General features: G+C 60.7%; 23 protein-coding genes. 4 read left to right on the forward strand and 19 right to left on the reverse strand.

All coding sequences use genetic code 11. The features are described 5' to 3' along the window. Nucleotides 1-966 (reverse strand): GlxA family transcriptional regulator, encoded by a 966-nt coding sequence (locus tag L6D74_RS01505; RefSeq protein WP_236187532.1) that lies wholly within the window; start codon nucleotides 964-966, stop codon nucleotides 1-3. Between the two features lie 190 nt (nucleotides 967-1156). Between L6D74_RS01505 and L6D74_RS01510 the strand changes: the two genes are divergently transcribed. Further along, entirely contained in the window at nucleotides 1157-1798 is a 642-nt protein-coding gene (locus L6D74_RS01510; RefSeq protein ID WP_236187533.1) for an HD domain-containing protein, read from the forward strand. 58 nt (nucleotides 1799-1856) lie between these two features. Here L6D74_RS01510 and L6D74_RS01515 read toward each other — a convergent pair whose 3' ends face one another. From L6D74_RS01515 to L6D74_RS01550, 8 genes are all read right to left on the reverse strand, one after another. Next, nucleotides 1857-2747, reverse strand: a complete 891-nt coding sequence (locus L6D74_RS01515) for an ABC transporter permease subunit (protein WP_007953503.1) — start codon at nucleotides 2745-2747, stop codon at nucleotides 1857-1859. Next, nucleotides 2744-3625 carry an ABC transporter permease subunit gene (locus tag L6D74_RS01520; protein WP_170844921.1) on the reverse strand — a complete coding sequence of 294 codons (882 nt, stop codon included), beginning with the start codon at nucleotides 3623-3625 and terminating at the stop codon, nucleotides 2744-2746. Before L6D74_RS01520 ends, L6D74_RS01515 begins: the two co-directional genes overlap by 4 nt. Nucleotides 3626-3660: 35 nt before the next feature. Beyond that, nucleotides 3661-4803, reverse strand: a complete 1143-nt coding sequence (locus L6D74_RS01525; protein WP_007953506.1) for an ABC transporter ATP-binding protein — start codon at nucleotides 4801-4803, stop codon at nucleotides 3661-3663. Nucleotides 4804-4876: 73 nt separating this feature from the next. Then, nucleotides 4877-5974, reverse strand: a complete 1098-nt coding sequence (locus L6D74_RS01530; RefSeq protein WP_064600232.1) for a polyamine ABC transporter substrate-binding protein — start codon at nucleotides 5972-5974, stop codon at nucleotides 4877-4879. Between the two features lie 187 nt (nucleotides 5975-6161). Further along, nucleotides 6162-7274: a polyamine ABC transporter substrate-binding protein gene (locus tag L6D74_RS01535; protein ID WP_011336446.1), complete on the reverse strand. Its 1113-nt coding sequence runs from the start codon at nucleotides 7272-7274 to the stop codon at nucleotides 6162-6164. A 172-nt stretch (nucleotides 7275-7446) separates the two neighbouring features. Continuing rightward, nucleotides 7447-8811, reverse strand: coding sequence for an aspartate aminotransferase family protein (locus L6D74_RS01540; protein ID WP_236187534.1), 1365 nt, complete (start codon nucleotides 8809-8811; stop codon nucleotides 7447-7449). 56 nt (nucleotides 8812-8867) lie between these two features. Next, on the reverse strand, nucleotides 8868-10226 hold the full coding sequence (locus L6D74_RS01545) for a glutamine synthetase family protein (RefSeq protein WP_007953514.1): 1359 nt from the start codon (nucleotides 10224-10226) through the stop codon (nucleotides 8868-8870). Nucleotides 10227-10320: 94 nt separating this feature from the next. Next, nucleotides 10321-10677, reverse strand: a complete 357-nt coding sequence (locus L6D74_RS01550; RefSeq protein ID WP_236187535.1) for a gamma-glutamyl-gamma-aminobutyrate hydrolase family protein — start codon at nucleotides 10675-10677, stop codon at nucleotides 10321-10323. A gap of 278 nt (nucleotides 10678-10955) precedes the next feature. Between L6D74_RS01550 and L6D74_RS01555 the strand changes: the two genes are divergently transcribed. Beyond that, the gene (locus L6D74_RS01555; protein WP_039765386.1) at nucleotides 10956-12332 is read left to right on the forward strand and encodes a glutamine synthetase family protein; all 1377 of its coding nucleotides are present in this window, start codon (nucleotides 10956-10958) and stop codon (nucleotides 12330-12332) included. 231 nt (nucleotides 12333-12563) lie between these two features. Continuing rightward, nucleotides 12564-13196, forward strand: coding sequence for a TetR/AcrR family transcriptional regulator (locus L6D74_RS01560; protein ID WP_039765384.1), 633 nt, complete (start codon nucleotides 12564-12566; stop codon nucleotides 13194-13196). Between the two features lie 95 nt (nucleotides 13197-13291). Here L6D74_RS01560 and L6D74_RS01565 read toward each other — a convergent pair whose 3' ends face one another. The 8 genes from L6D74_RS01565 to L6D74_RS01600 form a co-directional block, all read right to left on the reverse strand. Then, complete coding sequence (locus tag L6D74_RS01565; RefSeq protein ID WP_007953520.1) at nucleotides 13292-13507, reverse strand: TOBE domain-containing protein; 216 nt, start codon at nucleotides 13505-13507, stop codon at nucleotides 13292-13294. A gap of 27 nt (nucleotides 13508-13534) precedes the next feature. Further along, nucleotides 13535-14341 carry an aliphatic sulfonates ABC transporter ATP-binding protein gene (ssuB, locus tag L6D74_RS01570; RefSeq protein ID WP_236187536.1) on the reverse strand — a complete coding sequence of 269 codons (807 nt, stop codon included), beginning with the start codon at nucleotides 14339-14341 and terminating at the stop codon, nucleotides 13535-13537. After that, nucleotides 14338-15120, reverse strand: coding sequence for an aliphatic sulfonate ABC transporter permease SsuC (ssuC, locus tag L6D74_RS01575; RefSeq protein WP_011336451.1), 783 nt, complete (start codon nucleotides 15118-15120; stop codon nucleotides 14338-14340). The genes ssuB and ssuC overlap by 4 nt, the downstream gene beginning before the upstream one ends. Before the next feature lie 9 nt (nucleotides 15121-15129). Further along, complete coding sequence (gene ssuD, locus L6D74_RS01580) at nucleotides 15130-16278, reverse strand: FMNH2-dependent alkanesulfonate monooxygenase (protein WP_011336452.1); 1149 nt, start codon at nucleotides 16276-16278, stop codon at nucleotides 15130-15132. A gap of 25 nt (nucleotides 16279-16303) precedes the next feature. Further along, complete coding sequence (locus tag L6D74_RS01585; protein WP_236187537.1) at nucleotides 16304-17284, reverse strand: sulfonate ABC transporter substrate-binding protein; 981 nt, start codon at nucleotides 17282-17284, stop codon at nucleotides 16304-16306. 89 nt (nucleotides 17285-17373) lie between these two features. After that, nucleotides 17374-17967 carry an NADPH-dependent FMN reductase gene (ssuE, locus tag L6D74_RS01590; RefSeq protein WP_011336454.1) on the reverse strand — a complete coding sequence of 198 codons (594 nt, stop codon included), beginning with the start codon at nucleotides 17965-17967 and terminating at the stop codon, nucleotides 17374-17376. Nucleotides 17968-18264: 297 nt separating this feature from the next. Further along, nucleotides 18265-18903 carry a peroxiredoxin gene (locus tag L6D74_RS01595; protein ID WP_011336455.1) on the reverse strand — a complete coding sequence of 213 codons (639 nt, stop codon included), beginning with the start codon at nucleotides 18901-18903 and terminating at the stop codon, nucleotides 18265-18267. 294 nt (nucleotides 18904-19197) lie between these two features. Next, the gene (locus L6D74_RS01600) at nucleotides 19198-20541 is read right to left on the reverse strand and encodes an OprD family porin (protein ID WP_064600252.1); all 1344 of its coding nucleotides are present in this window, start codon (nucleotides 20539-20541) and stop codon (nucleotides 19198-19200) included. Nucleotides 20542-20906: 365 nt separating this feature from the next. Here L6D74_RS01600 and tauA point away from each other — a divergent pair, with 365 nt between their 5' ends. After that, on the forward strand, nucleotides 20907-21896 hold the full coding sequence (gene tauA, locus L6D74_RS01605) for a taurine ABC transporter substrate-binding protein (RefSeq protein WP_445009179.1): 990 nt from the start codon (nucleotides 20907-20909) through the stop codon (nucleotides 21894-21896). Between the two features lie 39 nt (nucleotides 21897-21935). On the opposite strand, the gene argA is transcribed toward tauA, so the two are convergent. After that, entirely contained in the window at nucleotides 21936-23234 is a 1299-nt protein-coding gene (gene argA / locus L6D74_RS01610; RefSeq protein WP_007951778.1) for an amino-acid N-acetyltransferase, read from the reverse strand. A gap of 135 nt (nucleotides 23235-23369) precedes the next feature. Continuing rightward, nucleotides 23370-24518 (reverse strand): acetylornithine deacetylase, encoded by a 1149-nt coding sequence (gene argE, locus L6D74_RS01615; protein WP_236187538.1) that lies wholly within the window; start codon nucleotides 24516-24518, stop codon nucleotides 23370-23372. Nucleotides 24519-24541 lie beyond the last annotated feature (23 nt).

Consider the following 24541-nt stretch of genomic DNA (forward strand, 5'->3'; position numbering starts at 1 on the left):
TCAAACCATCGCCGCAAAATTCAACCGAAACTGCTGCGGCGTCACCCCCAGCCGCCGGTTGAACACGCTGCGCATATGTTGCGCATCGCGAAACCCGCACTGATACGCCACCGTCTTCAGCGGCGCCGTGGTGCTTTCGAGCATCACCCGCGCCGCATCCACCCGCGCCCGTTCGACGAATTCCGCCGGGGTGACTTTCGCTTCGCGAGCAAACACCCGAGAGAAATTCCGCGCACTCATGTTCGCGGCATTCGCCAGGTCGGCGATGGTCAGGTCGCCGGTGAGATTGGCCAGCACATACAGCTGCACCATCGCCACCGCCGACGTCGGCTCGGCATGGGGCGTGAGGAACGGACTGAACTGCGACTGCCCGCCGGAGCGCTGGGTGAACACCACCAGCCGCTTGGCCACGCTCAGCGCCACCTCGGCCCCGTGATCACGCGCCAGCAGGTACAGCGACAGATCGATCCCCGCCGTCACCCCCGCCGAGGTGTAGAGCTGACCGTCCTCGACGTACAACCGATCAGCCTCGACTCGGCTCGACGGGCACAACTGCGCCAGAGCTTCGGCGTCGTTCCAGTGGGTGGTGACCGTACGCCCGTCCAGCAACCCGGCACGGGCGAGCATGAACGCGCCGTTGCAGATCGAGCCAAAACGCCGCGCCCGCCCACAGGCCTCGCGCTGCCAGGCATCGAACGTCTCGCCGAAATCCAGGAACGGCAACTGCGGCCCGCCTGCCACCAGCAGCAAGTCGTAAGCGTCCTGCACGTCGCTGAAGTGCCGATGCGCACTTAGGGTCAGCCCGTTGGAACACGCCATCGGCCCGCGCTCGACGCCGATCACCTCGAGCCGGTAATGATCCTCCGGCGCCAGGAAGCGGTTGGCCTCGGCAAACACGTCCATCGGCCCGCTGACATCCAGCGCCTGCACGCCGGGAAACACCACGATGGCGACGGTTCTGTTCATGACGATGTCAGCTCCCGGGGAATGGCGGATCAGCGCCAACCCTAGCCAATCCTCGCCGCAGAAGCGAGCTGGCACGATTTGCAGGTGGATTGGCAAGGATCGCAGCCATGGATCGATTGTCCGGTCTGGCCACCGGGAACAGACTTTCGCCATCAGCGCCGTGACGGCGTTTTCGACGAGGAAGCTCAACATGACCACGACCATTGCCGGTATCCGGATCCCCGACAGCACCCTCGCCCGGGCCACCACCGAATACATTCGCGACATCGAATCCGATCTGCTTTACCACCACTCGCGCCGGGTGTTTCTGTTCGGTGCCTTGAACGGCGAACGCAAGCAACTGGCCTACGATCCGGAGTTGCTGTACATCGGCGCGATGTTCCACGACCTGGGCCTGGTCGAAGGGCACCGCAGCGACGACGAGCGCTTCGAAGTCGATGGCGCCAACGCAGCCGCAGCCTTTCTCAAACCGTACGGGTTGAGCGATGACGACATCGAGCAGGTGTGGCTGTCGATCGCCCTGCACACCACGCCGGGAGTGCCGAAGCATCTGCGTCCGACCGTGGCGCTGGTGACCGCAGGCGTCGAGATGGACGTGCTGGGCATGGACTACGCGGCGTTCACCACGGTGCAGCGTGAGGCGGTGGTGCATGCGCATCCACGGGGCGAGGGCTTCAAGGAATGCATCATCTGCGCGTTCGCCGATGGCTTGCGTCATCGTCCGCAGACGACGTTCGGTAATGTGAAGACCGATGTGCTGAAGGATCAGGTGCCGGGGTTCAAGCCGATGAACTTCGTCGAGGTGATTCGCCAGTCGCCCTGGGTTTCCTGACCGGCATAAAAAAACCTCGCGACCGTTTCCGGTCGCGAGGTTTTTTGTGTCCGCAGACTTAAGCCGCTTCCGGCGTCGGCGCCCGGCGCACGTCCGGTTGCTTCCACGAATCCGCAGCACCTTCTTCGATGGCCTGCTGAATCGCTTTCTTGCGGGCTTCTTCGGCACGGCGGCTGAAGAACCAGACCAGGAAGGTCACCAGCGACACCGCCAGCAGAATCAGGCTGGCCACGGCGTTGATCTCAGGCTTCACGCCCAGGCGCACGGCCGAGAACACTTCCATCGGCAGGGTCGTCGAACCCGGGCCGGAGACGAAGCTCGCCAATACCAGGTCATCCAGCGACAGGGCGAACGACATCATGCCGCCCGCCGCCAGCGACGGCGCGATCATCGGAATGGTGATCAGGAAGAACACCTTCCACGGCCGCGCACCCAGATCCATCGCCGCTTCTTCGATCGACAGATCCAGCTCACGTAGACGCGCCGACACCACCACCGCCACATACGCCGCACAGAACGTGGTGTGAGCGATCCAGATGGTGACGATGCCACGCTCCTGCGGCCAGCCGATCATCTGCGCCATCGCCACGAACAGCAGCAACAGCGACAGACCGGTAATCACTTCAGGCATAACCAATGGCGCGGTGACCAGGCCGCCGAACAGCGTGCGGCCCTTGAAGCGGGTGATGCGGGTCAGCACGAAGGCTGCCAGCGTACCCAGCGCCACGGCGGCAATCGCGGTGTAGCAGGCGATTTCCAGCGAGCGCACCACCGAGCCCATCAGCTGCGAGTTGTCGAGCAGGCCGACGTACCACTTCACCGACCAGCCGCCCCACACCGTTACCAGTTTCGAGGCGTTGAACGAGTAGATCACCAGGATCAGCATCGGCAGGTAGATGAACAACAGGCCGAGCACCAGCATCAGGCTGGAGAAACGGAAGCGCTTCATTCTTTACCCTCCATTTCCTTGGCCTGACTGCGGTTGAACAGGATGATCGGCACAATCAGGATCGCCAGCATCACCACCGCCAGCGCGGACGCCACCGGCCAGTCACGGTTGTTGAAGAACTCTTGCCAGAGCACTTTACCGATCATCAGGGTTTCCGGACCGCCCAGCAGTTCCGGGATCACGAACTCGCCCACCACCGGGATGAACACCAGCATGCAGCCGGCGATGATGCCGTTCTTGGACAGCGGTACGGTGATTTTCCAGAAGCTGTTGAAGGTGCTCGAACCCAGGTCGGAAGCGGCCTCCAGCAGGCTGGTGTCGTGCTTCACCAGGTTGGCGTAGAGCGGCAGGATCATGAACGGCAGGTACGAGTAGACGACGCCGATGTACACCGCCAGGTTGGTGTTGAGGATCTGCAGCGGCTCGTCGATCAAACCCATGCTCATCAGGAAACCGTTGAGCAGGCCGTTGTTGCTGAGGATGCCCATCCACGCATAGACGCGGATCAGGATCGCGGTCCAGGTCGGCATCATGATCAGCAGCACCAGCACCGTTTGCAGCTCTTTGCGGGCGCTGGCGATGGCGTAGGCCATGGGGTAGCCGATCAACAGGCACAACAACGTGCTGAAAAACGCCATCTTCAGCGAGCCGAGGTAGGCGGCGATGTACAGCTCGTCGTCGCCGAGCATCGCGTAGTTGCCCAGGTTCAGCAGCAGTTGCAGCTTCTGCTCGGCGTAGGTGTAGATCTCGGTGTACGGCGGGATGGCCACGTCCGCTTCGGCGAAGCTGATCTTCAGGACGATGAAGAACGGCAGCATGAAGAACAGGAACAGCCAGATGAACGGGACCCCGATGACCAGTTGGCGGCCACCGGGAATTATTCGATTGAGCCGGCGTTTGAATTTGCGCATGTTCATGAGCGAAGTACCACGCCGCTGTCGTCTTCCCACCACACGTAGACCTGATCGCCCCAGGTCGGACGTGCGCCACGGCGCTCGGCGTTGGCCACGAACGACTGCACCAGCTTGCCGCTCGGCAATTCGACGTAGAACACCGAGTGCCCACCGAGGTAGGCGATGTCATGCACCTTGCCGCTTGACCAGTTGTACTCGCAGGTCGGCTGATCGGCGGTGACCAGCAGTTTTTCCGGACGGATCGCGTAGGTCACGGACTTGTCCTGCACCGAGGTGCTGATGCCGTGGCCGACGTAGATCTGCCGGTCGAGGTCCTTGCAGGTAATGGTCGCGTGGCCTTCGGCGTCGTCGATGACTTCGCCTTCGAAGATGTTCACGTTACCGATGAATTCGCAGACCAGACGGCTGGTCGGGGTTTCGTAGATATCGATCGGGCTGCCGATCTGGGCGATCCAGCCCAGGTGCATGATCGCGATGCGCTCGGCCATGGTCATGGCCTCTTCCTGGTCGTGGGTCACCATCACGCAGGTCACGCCGACGCGCTCGATGATCTCCACCAGCTCCAGCTGCATCTGCGAACGCAGTTTTTTATCCAGTGCGCCCATCGGCTCGTCGAGCAGCAGCAGCTTCGGCCGCTTGGCCAGCGAACGGGCCAGCGCCACACGCTGACGCTGGCCGCCGGACAACTGGTGCGGCTTGCGCTTGGCGTACTGGCTCATCTGCACCAGCTTGAGCATCTCGGCCACGCGGGCGTCGATCTCGGCCTTGGGAATCTTGTCCTGTTGCAGGCCGAAGGCGATGTTCTGCGCCACGGTCATGTGCGGGAACAGGGCGTAGGACTGGAACATCATGTTGATCGGTCGCTCGTACGGCGGCATGTCGGTGATGTCGACGCCGTCGAGGAAAATGCGCCCCTCCGTGGGCCGTTCGAACCCTGCCAGCATCCGCAGCAGAGTGGATTTGCCCGATCCCGAACCGCCGAGCAGGGCAAATATTTCGCCCTTCTTGATTTCCAGGGACACATCGTCCACGGCAACCGTCTCGTCGAACTTCTTCGTGACCCGGTCGATTTTGACCAGCACCTGTTTCGGTGTCTGGTCGCCCTCGAGGGCTTTCTTATAGGCGCCGGAGGCAACTGCCATTTACGAAACTCCCAGAAAAAAAGAGTGCAGTCCGCCCACGCAAGACGAACCCAGGATAGTTGGTACGTTGACGCTATTTACCCGACTTGACCTTGGTCCAGCTGCGGGTCATCAAACGCTGAATGTTCGGTGGCAGCTCGATCGACACGTAGGTCTTGTCGAGCACCGCCTGCGGTGGATAAACCGACTCATCGGTGCGGATGGACTGCTCCATCAGCTTGTCCGAACCCGGATTGGGGTTGGCGTAACCGACGTAATCACTGACCTGGGCGATCACCTCAGGTTTCAGCAAATAGTTGATGAAGGCGTGGGCCTCTTTGACGTTGGCCGAATCCTTCGGAATCGCCAGCATGTCGAACCACAGCGCGCCGCCCTCTTTCGGGATCGAGTAGGCGATGTTCACGCCTTTCTTGGCTTCTTCGGCACGATTCTTCGCCTGGAAGATGTCGCCGGAGAAACCGATGGCCACGCAGATGTCGCCGTTGGCCAGGTCACCGATGTATTTCGAGGAATGGAAGTAGGTCACGTAAGGACGCACCGCCAGCAACTTGGCCGTGGCCTTCTCGTAATCCTTGGGATTGGTGCTGTTGGCGTTCAGGCCCATGTAGTTGAGCACGGTCGGCATCATTTCATCGGCCGAATCGAGGAACGCCACGCCGCAGCTGTGCAGCTTCTTGATGTTCTCCGGCTCGAACAGCACGCTCCAGGAGTCGATCTTGTCGACGCCCAGCACGGCCTTCACTTTATCGACGTTGTAGCCGATGCCGTTGGTGCCCCACAGGTATGGGACCGCGTACAGGTTGCCCGGATCGTTCTGCTCCAGACGCTTGAGCAGCACCGGATCGAGGTTGGAATAGTTCGGCAGTTGCGCCTTGTCGAGCTTCTGGAAAGCGCCCGCCTTGATCTGCTTGCCGAGGAAGTGGTTCGACGGCACAACCACGTCGTAACCGGTACGCCCGGCCAGCAGCTTGCCTTCCAGGGTTTCGTTGGAGTCGAACACGTCGTAGACCGGTTTGATCCCGGTTTCTTTCTGGAAATCGGCCAGGGTGGTCTCGCCGATGTAATCCGACCAGTTATAAATATGCACAGTACCGGCGGCGTGGGCACCGACAGCGAACGTCAGGCCGGCAGCGGCCAGCAGGGCATTGCGCAAAGAAGAAAAAATAGGCAAGTGGAGGTCCTCTGATTTAGTTGGGCCCAAGTTGCCCCGTGCTGCATGACAGTCACGGTTGCCCGGCAACAAAACCGGCGCGCAACTTACCTTCGAAAAACCGTTCCAGCAAAACTTTCTGTCATTTAATTGCACCGCTGACCGCCCGGGTGAAGGCGGCGGCCAGCGATAGCTACTTCAAACCGGCTTATTTACCGGATTTGATCTTGGTCCAGCTGCGAGTGATCAGGCGCAGGGTGGCTGCGTCCAGATCGCTGATCGCATAGAGCTGCTTCTTCACTTCAGCCGAAGGGTAGATGCTCGGATCGCTGGTGATTTCCTTGTCCACCAGGGCGGTGGCCGCCTTGTTGCCGTTCGGGAAACGCACGGCGTTGGTGATTTCGGCCATCACTTTCGGTTCGAGCAGGTAGTTCATGAACTTGTAGGCGGCTTCGACGTTTTCGGCATCCTTGGGAATGGCGACCATGTCGTAGAAAGTACCGGCACCTTCTTTCGGAATGGTGTAGGCCAGTTTGACCTTGTCACCGGCTTCCTTGGCGCGGGTCTTGGATTGTTCCAGGTCACCCGAGTAGCCGACCGCTACGCAGATATTGCCGTTGGCCAGGTCCGAGATGTACTTCGAGGAGTGGAAGTAAGCCACCGAAGGACGAATCTTGAGGAACAGGTCTTCGGCGGCTTTCAGGTCAGCCTTGTCCTTGCTGTTGGTCGGTTTGCCCAGGTAGTGCAAAGCCGCCGGAATCATTTCGGTCGGCGCGTCGAGGAAGCTCACGCCGCAGCTTTTCAGCTTCTCGATGTTTTCAGGCTTGAACACGATGTCCCAGGAATCGATCTTGTCGATGCCCAGCGCAGCCTTGACCTTGGCCGGGTTGTAGCCGATGCCGATCGAACCCCACATGTACGGGAACGCGTGTTTGTTGCCCGGGTCGCTGGCGTCGCCAACGGCCTTGAGCAGGTCTTCGTCGAGGTTCTTCCAGTTCGTCAGCTTGGACTTGTCCAGTTCCTGATAAACACCGGCCTTGATCTGCTTGGCCAGGAAGTTGTTGGAAGGCACCACGATGTCGTAACCGGATTTGCCGGCCAGCAGCTTGGCTTCCAGGGTTTCGTTGCTGTCGAAAACGTCATAGACGACCTTGATGCCCGTCTCTTTCTCGAAATTGGCAACCGTGTCCGGCGCGATGTAGTCGGACCAGTTGTAAACGTGCAACACCTTGTCGTCCGCCTGGACCGCACCCGCCATCACGCCCATCAGGGACATGGCGAGCAGAGTCTTGCCAGCGAGCTTTTTGCCTAATGCCTTCATGCGTTAATGCTCCAAATTTTTCTTTTTTGAACCACTTTGTTCAGCGGCCGAACCCGGACAACTGGAACCGCGGCTAGTCTGGCAAGATCCGAGGCGGTCTTTCAAGAAAAGACCAGCCTTTCTGACAGCTCCGAGCGACAGCGCAACAGCTCCATCGCTCAGAGCCTAGCACTTAGCCCTGCAACGCACTCAGGGTCAGGTCCAGGCACTTGCGTGCCTTTGTCACCAGCTCGTCGATCTCCGCCTTGCTGATCACCAGCGGCGGCGCGATGATCATGGTGTCGCCCACGGCACGCATGATCAGCCCGTTGTCGAAGCAGAACTGGCGGCAGATCATGCCCACACCCTTGCCTTCGTAACGCTTGCGAGTGGCCTTGTCCTGCACCAGCTCGATGGCCCCCAGCAGACCGACTCCGCGCACTTCACCCACCAACGGGTGATCGTTCAGTTCGCGCAGACGTTTCTGCAAATACGGTGCCGTTTCTTCATGGGCGCGTTCGATGATTTTCTCTTCGCGCAGAATCCGGATGTTTTCCAGACCCACCGCCGCCGCCACCGGGTGACCGGAGTAGGTGAAGCCGTGGTTGAAATCGCCACCCTCGTTGAGCACCGCCACCACTTCGTCGCGCACGATCAGGCCACCCATCGGGATGTAGCCGGACGTCAGGCCTTTGGCGATGGTCATCATGTGTGGCTTGAGGTCGTAGAAATCGCTGCCGAACCACTGGCCGGTACGGCCGAAACCGCAGATCACTTCGTCGGCCACGAACAGGATGTTGTACTTGGCGAGGATTTCCTTGATGCGCGGCCAGTAGGTGTCGGGCGGAATGATCACGCCGCCGGCGCCCTGGATCGGCTCGGCAATAAAGGCACCGACGTTGTCCACGCCAACTTCCAGAATCTTCTCTTCCAGCTGATTGGCCGCCCAGATCCCGAACTCTTCCGGAGTCATGTCGCCGCCTTCGGCGAACCAGTACGGCTGAGCGATGTGGACGATCCCCGGAATCGGCAGGTCGCCCTGTTCGTGCATATACGTCATGCCGCCCAGGCTCGCGCCGGCTACGGTGGAACCGTGATAACCATTCTTGCGGCTGATGATGACTTTCTTGTTCGGCTGGCCCTTGATCGCCCAATAGTGGCGAACCATACGCAGCATGGTGTCGTTGCCTTCGGAACCGGAGCCGGTGAAGAACACGTGGTTCATGCCTTCTGGCGCCACGTCGGCGATGGCCTTGGCCAGTTCCAGCGCCGGCGGGTGGGCGGTCTGGAAGAACAGGTTGTAGTAAGGCAGTTCGCGCATCTGCTTGGCGGCGGCGTCGGCCAGTTCATCGCGACCGTAGCCGATCGCCACGCACCAAAGGCCGGCCATGCCGTCGAGAATCTTGTTGCCTTCGCTGTCCCAGAGGTACACGCCCTTGGCATTGGTGATGATCCGCGGGCCTTTCTCTTTCAGCTGCTTGAAGTCGCTGAACGGGGCCAGGTGGTGATCGCTGCTGAGGGCTTGCCACTCACGGGTTTGCGGGTTGTTGCTGGTCATGCCAATTCTCCTTGTTATCGGTGAAGGCGCGGCGGCTGGCCGCCGCGCCGGGCGCATCAGACGGCGAACAGCAGGTATTCCCGCTCCCACGAACTGATCACGCGCTTGAAGTTTTCATGCTCGGCCCGCTTGACCGCGACGTAGCCGGTGATAAAGGTCTTGCCCAGGTACTTCTCGATGGTCGCGCTGTTTTCCATGCGTTCCAGGGCGTCTTCGATGGTCAGCGGCAGCCGCAGGTTGCGGCGCTCGTAACCACGGCCCACGACTGGCGCGCTAGGGTTGATGCCTTCGACCATGCCGATGTAGCCGCAGAGCAGGCTCGCGGCAATCGCCAGGTACGGGTTGGCGTCGGCGCCCGGCAGGCGGTTTTCCACCCGGCGGTTCTGCGGGCCGGCATCCGGGACGCGCAGGCCCACGGTGCGGTTTTCTTCGCCCCACTCCACGTTCACCGGCGCCGAGGTGTCCGGCAGGAAGCGGCGGAACGAGTTGACGTTCGGGGCGAACAGCGGCAACAGCTCAGGGATCAGTTTCTGCAGGCCACCGATGTGGTGCAGGAACAGCTGGCTCATGGTCCCGTCTTCATTCGAGAACACGTTCTTGCCGGTCTCGATGTCGATGATGCTCTGGTGCAGGTGCATCGCACTGCCCGGCTCGCCGGTCATCGGCTTGGCCATGAAGGTCGCGGCCACGTTGTGCTTGAGCGCGGCCTCACGCATGGTGCGTTTGAACACCAGGATCTGGTCGGCCAGCGACAGGGCATCGCCGTGACGGAAGTTGATTTCCATCTGGGCCGTGCCGTCCTCGTGGATCAGCGTGTCGAGGTCCAGCTCCTGCAATTCGCACCAGTCGTAGACGTCTTCGAACAGCGGATCGAATTCGTTCGCCGCTTCAATGGAGAACGACTGACGCCCGATCTCCGGACGCCCGGAACGGCCAACCGGCGGTTGCAGCGGATAGTCGGGGTCGTCACTGCGCTTGGTCAGGTAGAACTCCATTTCCGGCGCCACGATCGGCTGCCACCCCTTGTCGGCATAGAGCTTCAGGACTTTCTTGAGGACGTTGCGCGGCGACAGCTCGATCGGGTTGCCTTGCTTGTCGTAGGTGTCGTGGATCACCTGGGCGGTCGGCTCGATGGCCCACGGCACCAGGTACACGGCGTTCTGGTCGGGACGGCAGATCATGTCGATGTCGGCCGGGTCGAGCAGTTCGTAATAGATGTCGTCTTCGACGTAGTCGCCGGTCACGGTCTGCAACAGAACGCTCTCTGGCAGGCGCATGCCTTTTTCGGCGATGAACTTGTTGGTCGGCGAGATCTTGCCCCGGGTAATGCCGGTCAAGTCGCCGATCATGCATTCGACTTCTGTGATCTTGTGGTCTTTCAACCAATCGGTGAGCTGGTCGAGGTTGTTACTCATAAATGCCTCTGGGCTGAGTCTCCTGACAGATGTCAGGCAATGTTTGACGCACCAGGCGTCGCGTTAAAGGGCCTTGCTTGCGCGCAGTGCCGGCTTACGCCCGGCACCGCGCATAGACAATGAAGGAGGAGCTTACCTGCCCTTTACGCTGGCGTTGCATTTCCTGTGCACATCCCGGGCGTGCAAAATCACGGGCACGACGACGGACGCGGTGCAGGCCGGGAGAGGGAAAGAGATCTATATTGAAAGGAGAACCGCTAAAGAGGATGCCCTCGCACACGTCCAGAATATCGGACGCTGCCGCTCGATCTGCCACGGGCTGGGAGATCGCTGACACGTTGCAGGCCTTGCTGGCCGCGCTGCGGACGGACGTGTCGCCACTGATGTGATAAGCATGCAGACCGGACCGCAAAGAGCAGTCGGTGACGCCGATTAACGGCAGGCGAGACATGAAGCACCCCGGTATTATTGCTGTTATGGGTTTGATCGGAGCTTAGCCTTGTTCATTTTTTTACACAACACCCCCGTAAAAAATACAACACGGCCTGCTCAAGCCTGCGGGAGGCGCGTCCTTCACGGATAAAAAAATGCCCCAAAGTGCCCCATAAACGCCCTCGCGGCGCTTTTTCAGGGCACAAAAGGCCTCGCTTGACTTCGGCAGGCCGTTCGGGTTGACTGAAACCAGAAAAGATCAATGATTGATATTTTTAACAACAAAGGTGTTGCATCATGTCGGTACCCCCGCGTGCCGTTCAGCTTAACGAAGCGAACGCGTTCCTTAAGGAACATCCTGAGGTTCTGTACGTTGACCTTCTGATTGCGGATATGAATGGTGTGGTGCGCGGCAAGCGCATCGAACGCACCAGCCTCCACAAGGTTTACGAGAAAGGCATCAACCTGCCGGCCTCTCTATTTGCTCTGGATATCAATGGCTCCACGGTGGAAAGCACCGGCCTGGGCCTGGACATCGGCGACGCCGACCGTATCTGCTATCCAATCCCCGATACCCTGTGCAACGAGCCATGGCAGAAGCGCCCGACCGCGCAACTGTTGATGACCATGCACGAACTCGAAGGTGACCCTTTCTTCGCCGACCCGCGCGAAGTGCTCCGTCAAGTTGTCGCAAAGTTTGACGAGCTCGGCCTGACCATCTGCGCCGCGTTCGAACTCGAGTTCTACCTGATCGACCAGGAAAACGTGAACGGCCGCCCTCAGCCGCCACGCTCGCCGATCTCCGGCAAACGCCCGCATTCGACCCAGGTCTACCTGATCGACGACCTCGACGAATACGTCGACTGCCTCCAGGACATTCTGGAAGGCGCCAAAGAGCAAGGCATCCCGGCCGACGCCATCGTCAAGGAAAGTGCCCCGGCGCAGTTCGAAGTGAACCTGCACCACGTCGCCGACCCGATCAAGGCATGCGACTACGCGGTCCTGCTCAAGCGTCTGATCAAGAACATCGCCTACGACCATGAAATGGACACCACCTTCATGGCCAAGCCGTACCCGGGCCAGGCAGGCAATGGTCTGCACGTCCACATTTCGGTTCTCGACAAAGAAGGCAAAAACATTTTTGCCAGCGAGGATCCCGAGCAGAACGCCGCGCTGCGTCACGCGATCGGCGGTGTGCTCGAGACCCTGCCCGCGCAGATGGCTTTCCTATGCCCGAACGTCAACTCCTACCGTCGTTTCGGCGCACAGTTCTACGTGCCGAACTCGCCGAGCTGGGGCCTGGACAACCGCACCGTGGCCCTGCGCGTACCGACCGGCTCCGCCGACGCGGTCCGTCTGGAACACCGCGTGGCCGGCGCCGACGCCAACCCGTACCTGCTGATGGCTTCGGTGCTGGCGGGCGTACATCACGGCCTGACCAACAAGATCGAGCCGCCGCCTCCCACCGAAGGCAACAGCTACGAGCAGAACGAGCAGAGCCTGCCGAACAACTTGCGCGATGCCCTGCGCGAGCTGGACGACAGCGAGGTGATGGCCAAGTACATCGATCCGAAATACATCGATATCTTCGTCGCCTGTAAAGAGAGCGAGCTGGAGGAGTTCGAACACTCCATCTCCGACCTCGAGTACAACTGGTACCTGCATACCGTTTAAGCGGATTGCAGCGCCAAAAAGAACGCCGTCGGCTATCGCAGCCAGCGGCGTTTTTTTATGGCCGCCTGCGGCGGTTCGCGAGCAAGCCCGCTCCCACAATGAATCTCCTGCGAACAGAAAATTTCATCTCACAGGAGATACCCCGTGGAAGCGGGCTTACTCCCGAAAGCGGCCGACAAGACAACACAAGAGCCGGCTCGTACAATGCCCGCTGCCCCGCAGGAGACTTTCATGACGCGTCCCGCCCCCGTTCGCAAACCCCGAGCCCGCAGTCAGGCGCGGATCGATTCGATACTCGACGCCGCGCGCACGCTGCTGGCCGCCGAGGGCGTGGCGAGCCTGTCGATCTACAGCGTGGCCGAGCGCGCGCAGATTCCGCCCTCCTCGGTCTACCACTTCTTCGCCAGCGTCCCGGCGCTGCTCGAAGCGCTGACGGCGGATGTGCACGCAGCCTTCCGCGCGTGCCTGCAGGCACCAATCGATCACGATGCCCTGCGCGACTGGCGCGACCTGTCGCGGCTGGTCGAAGAGCGGATGCTGGAGATCTATGGCGAGGATGCCGCCGCCCGCCAGCTGATCCTCGCGCAACACGGCCTCACCGAAGTCACCCAGGCTGACCGTCAGCACGACCTCGAACTCGGCGACCTGATGCACAAGCTGTTCGACCATCACTTCGAACTGCCGCGCCTGCCGGATGACGTCGATGTATTCGCGCTGGCCATGGAGCTGGGCGACCGCGTCTACGCCCGCTCGGTGCAGCAGCACGGGCAGATCACCCCGCGCATGGCCGAGGAAGGCATGCGGGTGTTTGATGCCTATATCGGGCTGTATCTGCCGCCGTATCTGCCCAAGAGAATTCTCTAGCGTCCTGCTCGCGAAGGCCGCACCGCCGATTTCCAGTCAGACACAAAAAACCCCGAAGGGCTCACACCCTTCGGGGTTGTTTTTTACTCACAGGCTTACAACTTGGCGATGGACACCTCGGTGGATTTCACGAAGGCGATCACTTCGCTGCCGACCTCCAGTTCCAGCTCCTTGACCGAACGGGTGGTGATCACCGAAGTGACGATGCCGGAAGCGGTCTGCACGTCGATTTCCGACAGCACGTCGCCGAGAACGATCTCCTTGATCGCGCCTTTGAACTGGTTGCGTACGTTGATGGCTTTGATAGTCATGGCATTGATTCCTGTCGTTTGCTTGAGTTATTGAGCCCAACGCAGTTGCGTAGGCAAGGGTGAAACGGGTTCCGGCGCCGGCGGCTCGCCGGGCAGGGACAACACACGGTTGAGCACTTCGGTTTCCAGCGCGGCCAGGCGATGGGAGCCACGCACCCGAGGACGCGGCAGCTCCACTTGCAGGTCGAGACCGACTTCGCCGTCCTCGATCAGAATCACCCGGTCGGCAATCGCCACCGCTTCGCTGACGTCGTGGGTCACCAGCAACACGGTGAAACCATGCTGTTGCCAGAGACGTTCGATCAATTGCTGCATCTCGATCCGGGTCAGCGCATCCAGTGCGCCCAGCGGCTCGTCGAGCAACAGCAGACGCGGCTGATGGATCAAGGCTCGGGCCAGCGCCACGCGCTGCTTCTGCCCACCGGACAGTGCCGCCGGCCATTCATTGGCGCGATCGGCGAGGCCGACTGCATCCAGCGCCTGCAAGGCTTGCGCACGCCAGTTGCCCTTGAGGCCGAGACCGACGTTGTCGATGATCTTTTTCCACGGCAGCAGTCGCGCTTCCTGGAACATCAACCGGGTGTCATCCCGCGCATCGCTGAGCGGTGCGGCACCGGCGAGCAAATCGCCGCCAGTGGGTTGATCGAGGCCGGCAAGCAAGCGCAGAAATGTGCTCTTGCCGCATCCGCTGCGCCCGACCACGGCGACAAACTGGCCTGCCGGAATGTGCAGGTCGATGTCACGCAGCACCTGCCGCGTGCCGAAGGTCTTTTGCAGGTTGCGCACCGCCAGCGGAATCCCGCGCAGCAGGCGTGGAGGTTGTTGAGCGGTCATGCCGCACCTCCTTTCGCCACTTGATACGCCGGATGCCAACGCAGCCACACACGTTCAAGTCCACGGGCCGCGAGGTCGGCCAGTTTGCCGAGTACCGCGTACAGCAGAATCGCCAGCACCACCACGTCGGTCTGCAAGAACTCGCGGGCATTCATCGCCAGATAACCGATGCCGGAGCTCGCGGAGATGGTTTCCGCGACGATCAGCGTCAGCCACATGAAGCCCAGAGCGAAACGCACGCCGACCAGAATCGAAGGCAGCGCGCCCGGCAGAATCACCTGCCAGAACAGGCTGAAGCCGGACAGGCCATAACTGCGTGCCATTTCCACCAGCGCCGGATCGACGTTGCGGATGCCGTGATAGGTGTTGAGGTAGATCGGGAACAAGGTGCCCAATGCCACCAGGAAAATCTTCGCCGACTCGTCGATGCCGAACCACAGGATCACCAGCGGAATCAGCGCCAGGTGCGGCACGTTGCGGATCATCTGCACCGAGCTGTCGAGCAGGCGTTCACCCCACTTCGACAGGCCGGTGATGAAGCCCAGCACCAGGCCGATGCTGCCACCGATGGTGAAGCCCAGCGCCGCGCGCCAGCCGCTGATCGCCAGGTGCGTCCAGATTTCGCCGCTGCGCACCAGGCTCACGCCGGCTTCGATCACTGCCACCGGCGCCGGCAGAATCCGCGTCGACAACCAGCCTGCCGACACCGACAACTGCCACACCGCCAGCAACAACACCGGCAACGCCCAGGGCGCGAGGCTGTGGATAAATTTCTTCATGGCGGCGCCTCAGCTCTGGGACGCGGCTTTGGGAAGAATGTCGTTGGCCACCATCTCGCCGAACGGGCTGACGTAACCGGCGCTTTTCGGCAATTCCGGGCGCTCGACGTCGAGGTGCGGGAACAGCAGTTCGGCCACCCGATACGACTCCTCGAGGTGTGGATAACCGGAGAAGATGAAGGTATCGATGCCCAGATCCGCGTATTCCTTCACCCGTGCAGCCACGGTCGGGCCGTCGCCAACCAGCGCCGTACCGGCACCGCCGCGCACCAGACCGACGCCCGCCCACAGGTTCGGGCTGACTTCGAGGTTGTCGCGGCTGCCACCGTGCAGTGCGGCCATGCGCTGCTGGCCGACCGAATCGAACCGAGCCAGCGAAGCCTGGGCACGTTTGATGGTGTCGTCGTCCAGGTGCGAGATCAGGCGATCCGCCGCTTGCCAGGCCTCGGCGTTGGTTTCCCGCACGATCACATGCAGACGAATGCCGAAGCGCACGGTACGACCGAGCTTTGCGGCCTTGGCGCGAACCTGCTCGATTTTCTCGGCAACGGCTGCGGGCGGCTCGCCCCAGGTCAGGACCATTTCCACTTGTTCGGCGGCCAGATCCTGCGCGGCTTCCGAAGAACCACCGAAGTACAGCGGCGGACGCGGTTGCTGGATTGGCGGATAGAGCAATTTGGCGCCCTTCACGCTGATGTGCTCGCCGTCGTAATCCACGGTTTCGCCTTCCAGCACCCGACGCCAGATCCGGGTGAATTCCACCGAGGCCTGATAGCGCGCTTCGTGATCGAGGAACAGACCGTCGCCGGCCAACTCTTCCGGATCGCCACCGGTCACCAGGTTGAACAGCGCACGACCGCCGGACAACCGATCCAGCGTTGCTGCCTGACGCGCTGCCACCGTCGGGGAAATGATCCCGGGGCGCAGGGCGACGAGGAACTTCAGACGCTGGGTCACCGGGATCAGCGAGGCCGCCACCAGCCACGAGTCTTCGCAGGAACGGCCGGTGGGAATCAGCACGCCGCCGAAACCCAGGCGATCCGCCGCTTGCGCGACCTGTTGCAGATAGCCGTGATCGACGGCGCGGGCGCCTTCGGCGGTGCCAAGGTAATGGCCGTCGCCGTGGGTAGGCAGGAACCAGAAGATGTTGAGGCTCATGGAGTGGTCTCCTTGGGGATTCGATTTACTGGGCTTGGGTGACCGAGCTTTGGGCCACTGCGGCCGGCGGGGTCCAGATCACGTCCTTGATGCTCAACGGCTTGGGAATCAGCTTGAGCTGGTAGAAGGTGTCAGCGATTTTCTGTTGCGCGGCGACCACTTCCGGGGTCAGGAACAGCGCGCCGTAGCCCTGGCGCTTCACCGAGGTCAGGGTGATGTCTGCCGGCAGGCCGAGCAGCGGCGATACCTGTTGAGCCACGTCTTCCGGGTTGGCCTTGGACCACTCACCGACGGCGCGCACTTCTTCCACGAGGGTCTTGATCACCTCGGGATTTTTCTGTGCGTAGGGTTTGGTCGCCAGGTAGAACTGGTGGTTGTCGACGATGCCTTTACCGTCACGCAGGGTGTGTGCTTGCAGTTGCTTCTCGGCGGCGGCCTGGTACGGGTCCCAGATGACCCAGGCGTCGACGCTGCCACGCTCGAACGCGGCGCGGGCATCGGCCGGCGGCAGGAACACGGTTTGAATGTCGGTGTACTTGAGGCCGGCATCTTCCAGCGCACGCACCAGCAGGTAGTGAACGTTGGAGCCTTTGTTCAGCGCGACTTTCTTGCCCTTGAGATCCGCCACCGATTTGATCGGCGAATCTTTCGGCACGAGGATCGCTTCGCTGTTCGGCGCTGGTGGCTCGTAGGCGACGTAGAGCAGATCGGCACCGGCCGCCTGGGCAAAGACCGGCGGGGTTTCGCCAGTGACGCCGAAGTCGATCGAACCGACGTTCAGGCCTTCGAGCAGTTGCGGGCCGCCGGGGAATTCAGTCCATTGCACGTCAACGCCTTGGGCGGCGAGACGTTTTTCCAGGGTGCCCTTGGCTTTGAGCAGCACCAAAGTGCCGTACTTCTGGTAACCGATTCGTAGCGTTTCAGCTTGAGCTTGAGTGATGGCGCCGAAGGACACAGCCGCAGCAAACAGAGCGACCAGACCACGACGCAAAAATACAGTGCGCATAGCGCTCTCCTTTTTGCTGTTGGGTTTTGGCTGCACCTGCTTGGCCGTTGGCGGCTGAGTAAGGTGAGTACTTCAAGTTTCGGTGTGGCTCAAATGCTCCAGCGAGCACTCAACAAACGTTCGTTCAGCAGCCCCGGCTCCAGCGGCTTCGGCCGGCGGGCCATGGCGCTGACAAACTGGTCCAGCGCTTCATGCAACCGCTGCTCCAGAGCCGGAGCCAACTGGGCCTGGGCACTGCCTTCGCCATAGGCGATCTGGCTGTCCTCGGCAAAAATCCCTTGCAGCATTTCCTGGGCCTTCAACGCCGACAGCACAGGCTTGAGGGCGTAATCGACCACCAGCATGTGAGCGATGCTGCCGCCGGTAGCCATCGGTAAAACAATCTTGTGGTTCAGCGCACGCTCGGGCAGCAGATCCAGTACGGTCTTCAGGGCACCGGAAAACGACGCCTTGTACACCGGCGTAGCGATCAGCAGGCCATCGGCGTTTTCAATCTGTTGCAGCAAGTCGAGCACCTTCGGGCTGTCGAAGCGGGCGTGAAGCAGGTCTTCGGCCGGGAAGTCCCGCACCTGATAACTCACCACTTCCACCCCTTGCTGCTGCAACCAGCGTTGCGAGCGTTCCAGCAACACCCCGGAGCGGGAACGTTGACTGGGACTGCCACCGAGTGAGACGACCAGCATTCAGAAAATTCCTTGCGCGTTACAGGCGATTCGCGGGTTGCGATCTCGCTTCGATGTGAGTGACCTTACCAGCTGATTTATATATCCATAAATCATATTTATTCATTTGGTTATTCTTTATGGAGATATGCATTTTCCTTTCCAGCGGGCAAAAAAACAGGCCGTGAAAACGGCCTGAAACCCTGCATCGTGGTTACAAATTGGAGGCGCGCGGCGCATTCACCACCGCCATCGCCAGCAGGCTGGCTCCCACATGGAACGCTCCCTTGTGGGAGCCAGCCTGCTGGCGATTGGACTTTATTTGTTCGGCTGTGGGGTGAGGCGCAGGTACGGTTTCACCGCGCGGTAACCCTTCGGAAAGCGCTGCTTGATTTCGTCTTCGTCCTTGAGCGACGGCACGATCACCACTTCTTCACCGTCCTGCCAGTTGGCCGGGGTGGCCACCTTGTAGTTGTCGGTGAGCTGCAGCGAGTCGATCACCCGCAGGATCTCGTGGAAGTTGCGCCCGGTGCTGGCCGGATAAGTGATGGTCAGGCGGATCTTCTTGTTCGGATCGATCACGAACAGCGAACGCACGGTCAGGGTGTCGTTGGCGTTCGGGTGAATCAGATCGTACAGATCGGACACCTTGCGATCGGCATCGGCCAGGATCGGAAAGTTGACGATGGTGTTCTGGGTTTCGTTGATGTCCTCGATCCACTTGTGGTGCGAGTCCACCGGGTCGACCGACAGTGCAATGGCCTTCACACCGCGTTTGGTGAACTCGTCCTTGAGTTTGGCGGTGAAGCCCAGCTCGGTGGTGCAGACCGGGGTGAAGTCTGCCGGGTGGGAAAACAGCACGCCCCAGCTATCGCCCAGCCATTCGTGGAAACGAATCTTGCCGGCGCTGGAATCCTGTTCGAAATCGGGGGCGATATCGCCAAGTCTGAGGCTCATGGTGCGGCTCCTGATGAGTGGTTGGAGACCTCAACTGTAGCTTGTGATTCGTTCTTCTGAAAAAGAATAAATAACTAGATATCTATATCTTTATTGAATATTAAACATCTGTTCACTGGACGCCCCGCTGCATCGCGACGAACATCGCCCTCAAGGTTCGAGAAGGCCTTGAGTTGCTGTAAAGAGGGGAACATCGGGAAAGGCTTACGGGGGTGAGCCGGACCCGAAAACGCAAAAGCCCCGTCCGGCGCAATGCCGGACGGGGCTTTTTTACATCAGTGCAGGAGCGCGCTATTACAGCAGCGGGATCGAGTAGCTGACGATCAGGCGGTTTTCGTCCTGCGAACGGGTGTTCGGCAGGTCGGTGCGCCATACAGCGTTTTTCCACATCAGGCCGACGTTCTTGAACGGACCTTCCGGTACGACGTAACCGATGGTGAAGTCGCGTTCCCACTCGGAACGGTTCGAAGCGTTTTCGCGGCCGTTGGTGCCAACGGTGTCGATCGAATCGCCTTTCAGGTAAACCACACCGGCGGTCAGGCCAGGTACGCCGACTTTAGCGAAGTCATACGAGTAGCGTGCCTGCCAGGTTTTCTCGCCGGCACGACCGAACTTCTGGATCTGCATGTCGGTGATGGTGTAGTTCGACGAACCGTCGCCCTGGTTCAGCCAAGGGAAGTCGGAGCTGCCGTTGGAAACCTGGTAACCGCCACCGAAGGTGTGACCTTCAACGGTGTACAGGAACAGGCCGCTGTACAGGTTGTTGTCGACTTCGCCACGACCGGAACGGAAACCGGTGTAGTTGCCGCTGCTGTAGTAGGCCGGATCAGTGCCGTTCTTGCCGTCGTCGGAGCTGTTGAAGTAACGGAAGTCAGACTTCAATACGCCCGGGCCGATGGCCCAGTTGTGTACCAGACCCAGGAAGTGCTGCTTGTAGAAGTCTTCCAGGTTGCCGTAGTAGTACTGGGCAGTCAGGTCTTTGGTGATCTTGTAGTCGCCACCGGCGTAGATGAACTTGTTGCTGTCACGGAAGCCAGCGCCACGGGTGTTTGCACCGCCGATGGACAGGTTTTCGTTGTTGCTGGAGTTACGGCCTTTCACGGCTTCGATCTGACCACCGACCAGGGTCAGGTCCTTGATTTCGCCGGAAGTGATCTGACCGCCCTGCCAGGTTTGTGGCAGCAGACGACCGTCGTTGGTCACGATCACCGGGTTTTTCGGCTGCAGGGTGCCCAGCTTCAGTTCGGTCTGGGAGATCTTGGCTTTGGCAGTCAGACCCAGGCTGGAGAAGTTGTCCACTGCTTTGCCGTTGGACTCGCTCGGGAACACAGTGCCGCCGTAAGCGGTGCCGCTGTTGCCGTTGGTGCCGCCGCCCGAATCCAGACGCACGCCCAGCAGGCCGATGGCATCAATACCGAAGCCTACGGTGCCTTGGGTGTAGCCGGAGATGAAACGCAGATCGAAGCCTTGGCCCCACTCTTCGTTCTTGTTGGCGCCAGCGCCATCGCGGTTGTCAGTGTTGATGTAGAAGTTACGCAGACCCAGAGTGGCCTTGCTGTCTTCGATGAAACCGGCGGCGCCTGCCTGCTGCGCCAAAACCCCTACGGCCACGGCCAGGGCCAAGGTGGACTTGTTCATGTTTCGCTCCTCTCGTTTCTAATTCTTGTGTTCCTGGTCCGGGGTCTGATGCCCCTGGATCCTAAGATGCGCGATTAGCGCCAGACCGTGACTGACAAGTCAATCGTAACCTTGTATGTCTACGACCAAGGTCTAATCGCAGTGATTTGGTCCCTGCAGGGTAAAGACTTCCTGATAAACCGAAAAAGAATTTATTCATTCTTTTTCATACCATTCGGCTATATGGCCAGCCATTTGCCATCTTCACCGGGATACAGCGTATCGGCGACTAAGCTCATTACTAAATGGTATTTGTTAGCCTTTTTTTAGATCGATTAGCTTTGACGCAACCCCGATTCGTCAAACCCTATCGAAAAGGCGACGCCATGATGGCCAAACGCGCACTATCTAGTCAATTTGTTACAGTTTGTGTGTCGGCGCTGATTTCTTTTTCAGCCCATGCCGCCAACCTCACTGTGGGCTACCAGACCGGTATCGACCCGAGCAAAGTCCCCCAGGCCGACGGCGTCTACGAGAAGACCATCGGCGAGAAAATCGACTGGCGTCGCTTCAACAGTGGCCCGGAAGTTGTGACAGCCATCGCCTCCGGCGATGTGCAGATCGGCAACCTCGGCTCCAGTCCGTTGGCGGCCGCCGCCTCGCGCAATCTGCCGATCGTGGCCTTTATCGTCTCGGCGCAGATCAATGCCGCCGAAGCACTGGTGGTGCGCAACGGCAGCGGTATCAACAAGCCCGAAGACCTGATCGGCAAGACCATCGCCACCCCGTTCGTTTCCACCTCCCACTACAGCCTGCTCGGCGCGCTCAAGCACTGGGGCCTGGACACCTCGAAAGTCAAAGTGGTGAACCTGCAACCCGCAGAAATCGCGGCGGCCTGGAAACGTGGCGACATCGACGGCGCCTTTGTCTGGTCGCCGGCGCTGGGTGAAATCCGCAAAACCGGCAAGACCCTGACTGATGCCGCGCAGGTCGGCCAATGGGGCGCGCCGACCTTCGAAGTCTGGGTCGCGCGCAAGGACTTTGCCGAGAAGCATCCTGAAGTCGTGGCCAGGTTCGCCAAGGTGACCCTGGACTCGTTCGCTGATTACGCGGCCCATAAAGACAGCTGGACGGCCGACTCGGTGCCTGTGCAGAAAATCGCCAAACTGACCGGTGCCAATCCTGCCGACGTTCCGGAATTGCTCGCGGGCTCGGCGTTCCCGGACGCCAAGGCGCAACAGACCACGGCGCTGCTGGACGGCGGCACGGCGAAGGCGATTGGTGAGACGGCGAAATTCTTGAAGGAACAGGGCAAGGTCGAAAGTGTTTTGCCTGACTACTCGCCGTACGTCAGTGCGAAGTTTGTAGCGGAGTAAAACAATTGCCCCCACGCATCCCGCGGGGGCAATCGCATCTCACAGAGACTTTTCGAAGATCTTCGAATTGCGCTGATAGTTATAAAGAGAAGCCCGAGCCGCCGGCAGGCGTTCGACGCTGCTCGGTTCGAAGCCACGCTCGCGGAACCAGTGGGCGGTGCGGGTGGTGAGAACGAACAGGGTTTTCAGGCCTTGCGCCCGGGCACGGGTCTCGATGCGCTCGAGCAATTCGTCGCCGCGACCGCCATGGCGATACTCGGGATTCACCGCCAGACACGCCAGCTCGCCGGCATCCGAATCGGCAATCTGATACAGCGCCGCACAGGCGATGATCATCCCTTCACGTTCGACCACGCTGAACTGTTCGATCTCGCGCTCCAGCACTTCACGGGAACGGCGCACCAGAATGCCCTGCTCTTCCAGCGGGCTGATCAGGTCGAGCAAGCCGCCGACGTCTTCAATCGCCGCCTCGCGCACCAGTTCGAATTGCTCCTGGGCCACCAGCGTACCGCCACCGTCACGGGTGAACAGTTCGGTCAGCAGCGCACCGTCCTCGGCATAACTGACGATATGACTGCGCGCCACGCCGCCACGACAGGCTTCGGCAGCGGCATCGAGCAATTCCGCCTGATAGTTGCTGCCCAGACGCTGCAAATGCGCCGGCACCTGTTGCGGACGCAGCTCGCGCACCAGTTTGCCGTTTTCGTCGATCAGACCGAGGTCGGCGCCGAACAGCAGCAGCTTGTCGGCGCCCAGATCGATGGCGGCGCGGGTGGCGACGTCTTCACAGGCCAGGTTGAAGATTTCACCGGTCGGCGAATACCCCAGCGGCGACAGCAATACGATGGAGCGCTCGTCGAGCAGGCGGTTGATGCCTTTGCGGTCGACCCGGCGCACTTCGCCGGTGTGGTGATAGTCGACACCTTCCAGCACGCCGATCGGCCGCGCCGTCACGAGGTTGCCGCTGGCCACCCGCAGGCGCGAGCCCTGCATCGGCGATGAGGCCATGTCCATCGACAGCCGCGCTTCGATGGCGATGCGCAGTTGGCCGACCGCGTCGATCACGCATTCCAGCGTCGCGGCATCGGTGATGCGCATGCCGTGGTGGTAGTGCGGGGTCAGGCCGCGTGCGGCAAGGCGGGTTTCGATTTGCGGACGCGAACCATGAACCAGCACCAGCCGCACGCCGAGGCTGTGCAGCAGCACGATGTCATGGACGATGTTGCCGAAATTCGGATGCTCCACGCCGTCGCCCGGAAGCATGACAACGAAGGTGCAATCGCGGTGAGCATTGATATAAGGAGACGCGTGGCGAAGCCAATTGACGTATTCGGGCATGAACCTGGGCCTGTAATAAATAGCAGCCGGAAAAAGGGCAGAACGGAAAACGCACAGCGGGCTGATGGTTATCGTCGGAACAGGCTTGGCGACACGCGCGCTCTCCTCATGAATACGGGTGGGTGTGTGGGCAATTTATACAGCTTTGAGACAGTAATGTTCGATCAACTGCCGCAATAGATGCACGGTAGGCTGTAAACGTGACATTTCGAGGTACTCGCCCGGTTGGTGCGCACAGGCGATGTCGCCGGGGCCGAGTACGATGGTTTCGCAGCCAAGGCGCTGAAGATAAGGCGCTTCGGTGCCGAACGCTACCGCTTCGGCCTTGTGGCCGGTGAGTTTTTCGGCAATTCGCACTAACTCCGCGTCTTCGGCCTGTTCGAACGGCGGCACTTCGGGAAACAGCGGCGCGTAATCGATCTTCACTTTATGCCGCTCGGCGACCGGGTTGAGTTTGCGCAGGATCTCGCTGCGCAAGACGTTCGGGTCCATCCCCGGCAACGGCCGCAGATCGAATTCCAGCGAACACTGGCCGCAGATGCGGTTGGGGTTGTCGCCCCCGTGGATACAGCCGAAGTTCATGGTCGGCTGCGGCACGCTGAACTGCGGGTTGTTGAATTCGCGCTGCCACAACAGGCGCAGGCCGCGCAGTTCGCCGATGGCATCGTGCATCGCTTCGAGGGCGCTGTGCCCCAGGCGCGGATCCGACGAATGGCCGCTCTGCCCGAGGATATCGATGCGCTCCATCATGATGCCCTTGTGCATGCGGATCGGCTTGAGCCCGGTCGGCTCGCCGATCACTGCCGCCCGGCCCAGCGGTCGCCCCGCTTCGGCCAGCGCACGGGCACCGGACATCGAGCTTTCTTCATCGCAGGTGGCGAGGATCAGCAGCGGCTGCTTGAAGGATTGATCGAGCAGCGGTTGCACGGCTTCGATGATCAGGGCGAAGAAGCCCTTCATGTCGCAACTGCCGAGGCCGACCCAGCGGCCGTCGACTTCGGTGAGTTTCAGCGGGTCGGTTTTCCACAGCGCATCGTCGTACGGCACCGTGTCGCTGTGTCCGGCCAGCACCAGCCCGCCGGGGCCGCTGCCGAAACTGGCGAGCAGATTGAATTTGCCGGGGTTGACCTGCTGGATGTCGCAACTGAAACCCAGGTCGCCAAGCCAACCCGCGAGCAGATCGATCACCGCCCGGTTGGACTGGTCGAGGCCCGGCTGGGTGCAACTGACCGACGGCGCGGCGATCAGTGCAGCGAACTGGTCTTGCATGGACGGCAAAGGCATCGCTGACTCCAACTCCCGGATTG

Origin of the sequence: Pseudomonas pharyngis, assembly GCF_021602345.1 — a bacterium.
Classification (GTDB): Bacteria; Pseudomonadota; Gammaproteobacteria; order Pseudomonadales; family Pseudomonadaceae; genus Aquipseudomonas; species Aquipseudomonas pharyngis.